At 57.3% G+C, this 6935-nt stretch carries 6 protein-coding genes; 2 read left to right on the top strand and 4 right to left on the bottom strand.

Features of this window, described 5'->3' with window-relative positions; translation table 11 throughout:
- Nucleotides 1-284: 284 nt before the first annotated feature.
- Entirely contained in the window at nucleotides 285-773 is a 489-nt protein-coding gene (locus G411_RS0116265; protein WP_022960272.1) for a TIGR00645 family protein, read from the top strand.
- Between the two features lie 40 nt (nucleotides 774-813).
- On the opposite strand, the gene rdgC is transcribed toward G411_RS0116265, so the two are convergent.
- On the bottom strand, nucleotides 814-1743 hold the full coding sequence (gene rdgC / locus G411_RS0116260) for a recombination-associated protein RdgC (protein WP_022960271.1): 930 nt from the start codon (nucleotides 1741-1743) through the stop codon (nucleotides 814-816).
- A gap of 80 nt (nucleotides 1744-1823) precedes the next feature.
- On the bottom strand, nucleotides 1824-3461 hold the full coding sequence (locus G411_RS0116255) for a hypothetical protein (RefSeq protein ID WP_022960270.1): 1638 nt from the start codon (nucleotides 3459-3461) through the stop codon (nucleotides 1824-1826).
- A 131-nt stretch (nucleotides 3462-3592) separates the two neighbouring features.
- Here G411_RS0116255 and G411_RS0116250 point away from each other — a divergent pair, with 131 nt between their 5' ends.
- Nucleotides 3593-5437 carry a cation:proton antiporter gene (locus G411_RS0116250; RefSeq protein WP_022960269.1) on the top strand — a complete coding sequence of 615 codons (1845 nt, stop codon included), beginning with the start codon at nucleotides 3593-3595 and terminating at the stop codon, nucleotides 5435-5437.
- A gap of 5 nt (nucleotides 5438-5442) precedes the next feature.
- On the opposite strand, the gene G411_RS0116245 is transcribed toward G411_RS0116250, so the two are convergent.
- Both G411_RS0116245 and G411_RS0116240 read right to left on the bottom strand, forming a co-directional pair.
- Nucleotides 5443-5886: a nuclear transport factor 2 family protein gene (locus tag G411_RS0116245; protein ID WP_022960268.1), complete on the bottom strand. Its 444-nt coding sequence runs from the start codon at nucleotides 5884-5886 to the stop codon at nucleotides 5443-5445.
- Nucleotides 5887-6002: 116 nt separating this feature from the next.
- Nucleotides 6003-6872 carry an amidohydrolase family protein gene (locus G411_RS0116240; protein ID WP_022960267.1) on the bottom strand — a complete coding sequence of 290 codons (870 nt, stop codon included), beginning with the start codon at nucleotides 6870-6872 and terminating at the stop codon, nucleotides 6003-6005.
- Between the last annotated feature and the right edge of the window lie 63 nt (nucleotides 6873-6935).

Here is a 6935-nt window from a genome sequence, read left to right as displayed (position 1 = left end):
GGGTCGGTGAGAACCCTCGCCAGGGTTCGATAAAACGCACCGCGTTTTAGACGCCGCAGCAACGCGAAGGCGCCCCGAAGGGGGCAAAGCAGGCCTTAGGCTGTGTTGATCCATCCCGGTCTTGATCCCCTGCCCTATATCTAAATTTTGTGCTCCGCTCTTTTTATTTGCATCTGCGGGTTGGTCGCTAGCTGCTCAGCTTTCAATGTCCTCGTTGAGTCTTCTCCGTCCCACCGCTATTATTTGCGCCGATTTCCCCATCCCTTTATGCAACCGAGAGCCTCATGGAAAAGCTGATTGAGAAGTTGATGTATTCCTCGCGCTGGATTATGGCGCCGATTTATCTGGGGCTGAGCCTGGTGCTGCTGGCGCTGGGTATTAAGTTTTTCCAGGAGATTCTGCACGTTTTCCCGCACATTCTGGAGATGAAGGAGAGCGATCTGGTACTGGTGACGCTGTCGCTGATTGATATTGCGCTGGTCGGTGGACTGATTGTGATGGTGATGTTCTCGGGCTACGAGAATTTCGTGTCGCGGCTGGATGTGGATGATGACGCCGACAAGCTGGGCTGGTTGGGCAAGCTGGACGCGGGGTCGCTGAAGAATAAAGTGGCGGCGTCGATTGTGGCGATTTCGTCGATTCACCTCTTGAAGGTGTTCATGAATGCCCAGCAGATCAATAACGACAAGATCATGTGGTACCTGCTGCTGCACATCACCTTTGTTGTGTCGGCATTTGCGATGGGTTATCTGGACAAAATCACTCGCAAATAAAAGCGAGTTGGCGGCGCCCACTGTGGCGCCGCCGGTTCTCTCAGCCTGCGGGCTGCGCTTCTGCCTCGCCCTGCTCTTCGCCGCCAAATGCTTCCAGTACCGCCGGAACAAACTTGGCAAACTCCCCGGCCATAATGCTGAAGTCAGCATCGAACTGTTCCGCCATGGTATCGGTGTGCACGTCGTCGGCTTTCTCTTGAACCAAATCGGTAAAGCTCAGGCGCTTGAAGCTGAGCTGATCGTCGACAACAAAATCAATGCTCTCCTGCCAGCTCACGGCGAGTTTGCTGACAAACATGCCGGAGTCGAGGTGGCTTTGGATTTGTGCTGACGACAGGTCCTGATTCTTGGCACGAATCACGGCACTCTCATCAGCGCGATCGCGCAACTCACACTCGCCTCCAACCGCAAAGCCCGCCGGGCTGCCACTGCGCACCCATTCGGTAAGAATGTGTTGAGCGGTGTTTTTGGCCTTGAGAGGAATGACCGGCAGGCTGCCAAGCGTTTCGCGCAACAGGTTCAACAGTGCTTCGGCACGGTTGTGTGAGGCGCTGTCGACCATCAGCAGACCGCTGCGGGTGTCGATATAGGCGTACAGACGACGCGAACGAGCGAACGCTTTGGGCAGCAGTTCAAAGGTGATTTCTTCCTTCAGCTCACTGCGCTCTTTGCGGCCGGGCTTGCGGCCGTCATTGGCTTCGATTTCGCGAACCTTGTCGTCCAGAAATTCGTTGATCACCGCTGAGGGCAGCACTTTTTCCTGCTGTTTCAAACAGAGCATGATGCAGCCATCCGTGGCGTGGTGATACAGCTCGCCGGCATCGCCAAGGGGCTTGCTCCAGCCGATGCTGCTGGGCTGTGTGCCGCTGCATGGCGTGAAGGCGGCGGTGGTGAGTTGCTCTTCCAATGCATCAAGTTCTGTGGTGAAAGGACGGGTAAAACGGTAAACAAGCAGGTTTTTAAACCACATAATAATTCGGTATCCAGTGACAGGCCTTGGCGAAAAAGCCGCTCATTGTAGAGGGTTTTGTCGGCAAGGCCAGAGAGAATTCAGGGTTGCTGCCCGGCCGCACTCGCCTGCAAGGCCGTCTGCATGGCTTCGCAGCGATTGATGCCGTAGGTGTGCTGACACAGCTCGAAAATCGCCGCTTCGGGCTCGAGCCGACACTCCCAGCGCAGGGCATCAAAACGCTGCCCGGACGCCAGGCAGTGCTGTCGCGCCGCGTCGTTGAGCAACGACTCCTGACGTTCGCGGTACATCGCTAATTTGCCGAGCAGCGCGTCGCGCAGCCGCGCGATATCCGCGGCATTTCGGCGGCTTTGCCAGGGCCAGTTATCGACCATGGTCGCTGCCTCGGTCTGCCATTGCTGGTACAAGCTCATCAGGCCGAGATAGTCGGCCATCATCGATGGCGCCGGTGCTGCGATGTGCGCCTCCAGCGCAGCCTTTAACTGCTCGGCACGGCGTTCACTCAGACGGCTGCCCACCATCAAGCGCGCAAAGTCCTGATGCATGGCTTGTTGTCGCTCTGTGGCACTGACTTTAAGGGTTTCGATGAGACTGGTCGACGGGAACTCTGTCTGGCTGTTTTCCAGTCGATGGCTGACAAACACGGATTCGGTGTGATGCGCCAGCGCCATACCGACCCCCACTGGCTGGCCGTGGCTGGCCATGTAGGCGGCGTGTAACTGACCGTAGTGCCACTCGGTATAAAGCCCGTCGGCGAGTAGTTCGCCTCTCAGCAGCGCTTCGGCATCAACCTCGAATTCGCTGGTGTTGCCATGATGCAGAATACGGATCTGGTGAAAACGCCCGCTGTTGTCCAACTGCTCAGCGGCAATGCTCAGCACCGATGCTGGCATGGACTCACTCAAGGCGTAGAAGTTACCGTCGTCACAGTCGTAGGCGTAGACGCTGATCAACTCGCGAGGCACCGTGATGTTTGGCGCTTCGCACTCACCAATGACGCTGACGCGCTCATAACTGCCCGGCTCAAAATAGTAGTAGTGGTTTCGCTGATTAGGCAGCTGATAATTGAAGTACTGGCGCTCAACCACATAGCGAGCACCATCGCTCAATTCGGCGGAGACTTTAGCGACACCCCGAGGCAAGCCCTCTTCGTAGCGGGCATTCACAATAAACGGCCCGGACATGGGGCGGTGCACCGTCAGGAAGCGGCGAGGATCGCTGGCCGGGCTGATATCGCGGCGATACTGGCGGTAGCGGCGCTGCCCATCCAGGGCGAACAAGGCCGGCGGCAACCGGAACAGCGGTGAGCGATAATCGCTGCCCCAAACACTCTCCCGTCCTTCGGCCAACAGCCGCCCTTCGCTGTCACTGATTTGAAAATCACCCTTGAATTCCAGACGCTGACTGCTGCCACGGTGCTTGAAACGCCCCTCGAGGATAAGCGTCAGCGTCTCGCCCTCCGCGTCGACATAGTGTTGCGTCAGTCGCCCTTTCGCGGGGAAGCCCTCGCGATCAAAACGGCCCTCGAACTGGCTGCCGTTAGCAAAACTGAGCTGACCTTCTGCAGGTAAACCGCTGTGCATGCGTCCTGTGAACTGCACCGGCTGTCCGGATTCTGCGTACAGGGTCTGTGGCTCGCTGGGGCTCATACTGCAGGCGCTGAGTAAACTTAAGCTAACGATCAGTCCCGCTGCCAAACGCGGCAATGGCATGTTCATGCTTTTCTCTCTGTGTCGATGGCGCCATCATACGAGCTTTGCCGGGGCGAAAGTATGAATACCGTCCCAGCTTTACTTGCCCTTGTCAGTCGTGACAAGGTGGCGCTTTTTGTTTTGGAGTGTTCCGTTTTATGACCCATGCGTTGGTCAGTATTCTTGTTTTAGGTATCGGCTGCCAGTGGCTGGCTTGGCGGTTTCGGCTGCCAGCCATTGTGTTGCTCGCCGCTGCCGGTCTACTGGTCGGACCACTGACCGGATGGATTTCTCCACAACAGGATTTCGGGGCAGGATTACAAGCCGTCACGTCCCTGTTTGTGGCAATCATCCTGTTTGAGGGCGGACTCAACCTCCAGTTCCATGAATTGCGGGAAACCGCCAAAGTCACCCGCCGACTGACCTCTGTCGGCGTGATTCTGGCCTGGGGTATCGGCACTGCCGTTGCCCATTTCGTCGGGCAAATCAGCTGGGGGGTTTCCGCCCTGCTCGGCGCGATCCTGGTCGTTACCGGCCCCACGGTCATCATGCCCTTGCTGAAACATGCCAAGCTGAATCGCCGCACGGCGTCGTACCTGAAATGGGAAGGCATTATCAACGACCCCATCGGCGTATTACTGGCAGTGCTGGTCTACCAGTATCTGCTCTACTCCGGTGAAGGTCCGGCCATGGGCCATGTACTGACGAGTCTGGCGTTGGCCGTCTCGGTGTCATTTGCATTGGGCGGCGGTATGGCCTGGGCATTGGCGCAGTGTTTCCGGCAAGGCTGGATTCCCGAATACCTTAAAGCCCCCTCAATTATCGCGTCAGTGTTGGCGGTGTATGCGCTGGCTGACCTCGTGCAGCACGAATCCGGCCTGCTCGCGACCACCCTGATGGGCATTGTGATGGGCAATATGCGCCTTCGCAGCCTTGAGGAGATGCGCCGTTTCAAGGAATACCTGACGCTGATTCTGGTGTCCTTTCTGTTTGTGGTGCTGACCGCCTCACTCACCCTCGACACCTTGCGCGCCATTCATATGCCGCTGATCCTGATGGTTGCCGCATTTTTGTTTATTGTGCGCCCGGCGGCGGTGTATCTGGCCACTATTGGCGCTGGCTGCGACTGGCGCGATCGCCTGTTAATTGGCTGGATCGCCCCGCGCGGCGTGGTGGCGGCTGCCTCTGCAGGGGCCTTCGCCCCGGCGCTGATCGAGGCGGGTTTTGAGGATGCCAAATATCTTGTGCCTGCGGTCTTCATGCTGATTTTCGTGACGGTGCTGGCCCACGGCTTTTCTCTCGGCCCATTGACCCGGATGCTGAAACTGGGCTCCCCCGGCAAGGGACGTGTATTAATTGTCGGGGCGTCGCCCTGGGCCATTGAACTGGCGCTGGTGCTGAAGAACCTCAAACAGGACGTGATTATCGCCGACAGCGAGTGGGCGCGCCTGCAAACCGCACGTCAGCAAGGGATTGAAACCTGGTTTGGCGAAGTGCTCTCCGACATGGCTGAGGAAGCCATGGCCCTTGATAACATCTACACCGTGTTAGCCGCCACGGGCAACAACCACTACAACTCCATGGTCTGCAATCACTACGCCCCGCATATTGGCCGCCATCGGGTATTCCAGCCCCATGACGCCGGCAGCGATCGCGAGAAACACCAGGTACCGGAGACCCGACGCGGTATCACCGCGTTCTCGCAGCCGGTTTCCTACGCCGAAATGTGGACACGACTGATTCGCGGCTGGGGCTTTCGCAAAACCAGCATCACCGACAGTTTTTCCGAAGCCGCTTTTCTGGAAAGCTTGCCAGACAACGCCGTGCAGCTGGCGCTGATTCCCGAAAACGGCAAGCTGGAATGGATGAGCAAAGGCACCCGGCATCTGCAACGGGGCGATGTCGTGGTGAGCTTTGTGCCGGCAGAGGCAAAAAGCAAACCGGCTAAAGCTGATAAGCCCAGCTCAGCCGCCGAGATTGGCCCGACAGAACTGCCGGGCTGACGGGCTTACAGCGCCATAAAGTCTGGAACGTTGAACACCCAGCTTTTTTCCTCACAGCGGCTGGCAATCCGCCAGCCCTGCTCCGTGCGGCGGTACTCGTCGACGTACCACAGGCCGAGCATGAACACCTGTTTTTCATCGCCAATGGGCATTTCCATCGGGTTGAAGCACATCACCCGCCCGGTGGCGCGGTCGCCATCCACACGAATCTGAACATTGGCATTCAGATGCTGGGTGTTGCTGAAGGCCGGCAGCGCCTCTTTGAGAAAGGCAATCGTGGTCTCGAGATCTCCGACCACACCGCCAAAGGCACTGTAGTCCACCGCCGCGTCATCGGTGAATACATCGCGAAGCTCATCGGCCGCCTGACGATCGATAATATCGGCGTAGTGATAAAGCATGTCCTGAATTTCAAAACGGTCGGACATTTCCTGAAGGCTGAGCGTCATGGTGGTTTTCCTCGTTTATTGTTGTTATGTGCCGCCTGGGCAAAACAGAAAGCGCAGAAACAAAAACGGCAGTCTAGTGACTGCCGTTTTGTCCTGCATGACCCATCGGGGTGAGATCAATCCAGCTTGAACACGCGGCGCGCATTTTCGCTGAGGAACTTCGGCCATACCTCGTCTTTAAAGGGCACGTTGGGCATGTCTTTAAAGATGCGGTCCAGCGACAGGCCCATGGGGAAGTAGCCAGCGTACATCACCTTGTCCGCACCGCGGCTGTTGGCGAAATTGACGATTTCCTGTGGGTAGTGCTTAGGCGCAAAGGCGCTGGTCATGTAATACAGGTTGGGGTACTTGAGCATCAGCTTCCAGGCCAGTTTTTCCCAGGGCTCGGCGCCGTGGCGCATTACCACTTTCAACTCGGGGAAGAACCAGCAGATTTCATCCAGCAGCTCGACTTTCTGCGGTGCCATCGGCAGACGCGGACCGGGAACGCCGACACAGGGGCAGAACGGAATATCCAGCTCCACCAGCTTGGCGTAGATCGGGTACCAGCGTTTGTCGTTGTAGGGCACCTGGGGGCACAGGCCCGATGCAAAGCCGGTCACCGCCTTGATGCCGTATTCCTCGTGCAGGCGCACGATCTTGCGCACTTCTTCCATGCCATTGTTGGGGTTGGCTTCGTAGCTGCAAATGAAACGATCCGGGTGGCGGCGCAGAGCTTCTTTCGCCACTTCGTTGTGATCGTCGATGCCCAGCATGGCAATTTGAATATTGTGCTTGTCCATCTGCTCGACGGTGTAAGCAACGTAATCTTCTTTTTTGCCGGTATCGGGAATGTCTTTGAACATGTACTGAGCCGGCATTTTGAACATGGTGCGGCTCTCTTCGTCCATCAGCAGCGGCTTCATGAACTCGTACCACTGGCTGTTATCTTCGCCGGGCACACTCAGCATCAGATCAACGACCTTGATGTCACTGGGCATTGGCATGGCATGGCTCCTTGTTTTCGTTGTGTGGGCACATTCTCGGGGCAAGCCAGTGATGCCTCAATA

The organism is Spongiibacter tropicus DSM 19543, from assembly GCF_000420325.1.
Taxonomy (GTDB): domain Bacteria; phylum Pseudomonadota; class Gammaproteobacteria; order Pseudomonadales; family Spongiibacteraceae; genus Spongiibacter; species Spongiibacter tropicus.
The sequence above is the reverse complement of the archived record's forward strand: the minus strand, read 5'-3'. Positions and strand labels throughout refer to the sequence as shown.

Bases quoted from the DNA above. Each gene is read 5' to 3' on its own strand.
- G411_RS0116265 (WP_022960272.1), top strand. From the start codon at position 285: ATGGAAAAGCTGATTGAGAAGTTGATGTATTCCTCGCGCTGGATTATG.
- rdgC (WP_022960271.1), bottom strand. From the start codon at position 1,743: ATGTGGTTTAAAAACCTGCTTGTTTACCGTTTTACCCGTCCTTTCACC.
- G411_RS0116255 (WP_022960270.1), bottom strand. From the start codon at position 3,461: ATGAACATGCCATTGCCGCGTTTGGCAGCGGGACTGATCGTTAGCTTA.
- G411_RS0116250 (WP_022960269.1), top strand. From the start codon at position 3,593: ATGACCCATGCGTTGGTCAGTATTCTTGTTTTAGGTATCGGCTGCCAG.
- G411_RS0116245 (WP_022960268.1), bottom strand. From the start codon at position 5,886: ATGACGCTCAGCCTTCAGGAAATGTCCGACCGTTTTGAAATTCAGGAC.
- G411_RS0116240 (WP_022960267.1), bottom strand. From the start codon at position 6,872: ATGCCAATGCCCAGTGACATCAAGGTCGTTGATCTGATGCTGAGTGTG.